Annotated in this window: 1 protein-coding gene; it reads right to left on the reverse strand. The window is 48.1% G+C overall.

Annotated features, from left to right (window positions below):
- A partial coding sequence (locus A3763_RS02830; RefSeq protein ID WP_197482711.1) for an Ig-like domain-containing protein occupies positions 1-1,067 on the reverse strand: 1,067 nt, incomplete at its 3' end.
- Positions 1,068-1,085: the final 18 nt, after the last annotated feature.

Consider the following 1,085-nt stretch of genomic DNA (forward strand, 5'->3'; position numbering starts at 1 on the left):
AAGGTCACTAAGCCCGAACTAGAGATGTCAGCAGCCTCACCTGAAAGCGCAGTTCCGATCACCGACCAACTAGTTTCTTCCTCATCAGCCAGATCAACAATCCCTTCATCCCCTTTAGTATCAACGGTATAGAGTTTTAGCTGCGCCTCGCCGTCTTCCAGATCCAGTTCAATAGTGTCATCATCGTTATAGCTGTCATTCCCATACTTTACACGAAGCGATACCACCTCAACCGCTGCCTCTACATCTACCGCAAGTAAGGCTGACTGCAGCTCTCCTGAGCCTCCGGGGTCACAAGTAGCACTCACATTGCTAGACCCTTCAAGCAGTAGTTCAGCCAAGCCAGTGTCGGTATCAGAGAATGCCAGAATTGTTATATCAGAAGACCCCCATTGGACGTTTTCAGTTATATCAACGGGGTCTGAGCCATAATCACCCAGCGCTGAAAATTGACTACTTTCTTCCGCATAGAGCATTTCATCAGCAGAGCTGACGGAAATACTAGTCAGACCTCCCGCCACGACTGAAACTGTCACCCCTTCACTATCAATATCATCCTGGCTTGCTATGATTTGCGCATCATCAATAGACAAACCAGAGAGGACTCCTTTATCTTCTCTCGAGCCATCAGACAGCGCTACATCACCAACATAAATAACCGAGCTATCACTGACACTCCAGCTTACTTTATCCGAAATGTCTGCCTCATCACCGTCACTATATGTTCCCCTTGCAAGCAGTTGTTGCGAGGATGTTTGACATACTGGAAGGCTCGCAGGTTGATTACTGACGGCTATCGAGACCAAGGGTGCATCGGAAGAGCGCAATGCCTTAGTCGCCGAAAGGTCGGCAAGCCGTGCTATTACATCCGCCGTACCGTTAGATTTACCTGTCGCCACACCATTACTATTCACCGATATAATCGAAGAGTCTGAACTCGACCAGCTTACCGAACTTGTAATATCAATCTGGCTGGCACCGCCATCAACATTTCCCAAGGCTGTGAATGTCTCGGTCTCCCCTTCACGCACGCGATCATTCGAGGAAACAATAGAAATAGAGGTCAAATTCTTAGTGTTGACTTC

The organism is Oleiphilus sp. HI0128, assembly GCF_001635365.1.